Raw genomic sequence first — 446 nt, 5'->3', positions numbered from 1 at the left:
GAGGACTGCGGAGCCGAGGAACACGCCGGAGAGCAGCAGGACCGTGCGCCAGTCGGCAGGTTCGCCGAGGTCGACGTCCTCCCCGGTCTCCGCCTGGCCCCGGCCGCCGCGCAGCACGTCGACGGCGAGGAGGGCGGCGACGACGAGCAGGCCGACGCCGACGACGACGGGAACGGTCTTCGGCCCGACCGGGCCGCGTTGGGTGATGACGACGTCCATGGTGAGGGCGTCGTTGAGGACCAGTACGCCGAGGGCGAGGAGGAGGGCGCCGACGCCCAGTTCGGAGTGGTCGCGGAGCCAGGAGCGGAGGGTTCGGGGGGCGGTACGCTTCGTCTCCGGCGCCGGCTTCGCCCCGGGCCCGGGCGTCGGGGTGGAGGCAGTGGTCACAGGCCGAGCTCCTTCAGTACCGACACCACGCGCTTGTCCTCGGCGGACAGGAACGCGCC

Annotated in this window: 1 protein-coding gene; it reads right to left on the bottom strand. The window is 73.5% G+C overall.

Annotation, left to right across the window (positions count from 1 at the left end):
* Positions 1-387, bottom strand: a 387-nt coding sequence (locus LPA54_RS38875; RefSeq protein WP_228985111.1) for a tripartite tricarboxylate transporter TctB family protein, incomplete at its 3' end; no start/stop codon positions are given.
* Positions 388-446: the final 59 nt, after the last annotated feature.

The organism is Streptomyces sp. DH12 (assembly GCF_020873895.1).
Classification (GTDB): Bacteria; Actinomycetota; Actinomycetes; order Streptomycetales; family Streptomycetaceae; genus Streptomyces.
The sequence above is the reverse complement of the archived record's forward strand: the minus strand, read 5'-3'. Positions and strand labels throughout refer to the sequence as shown.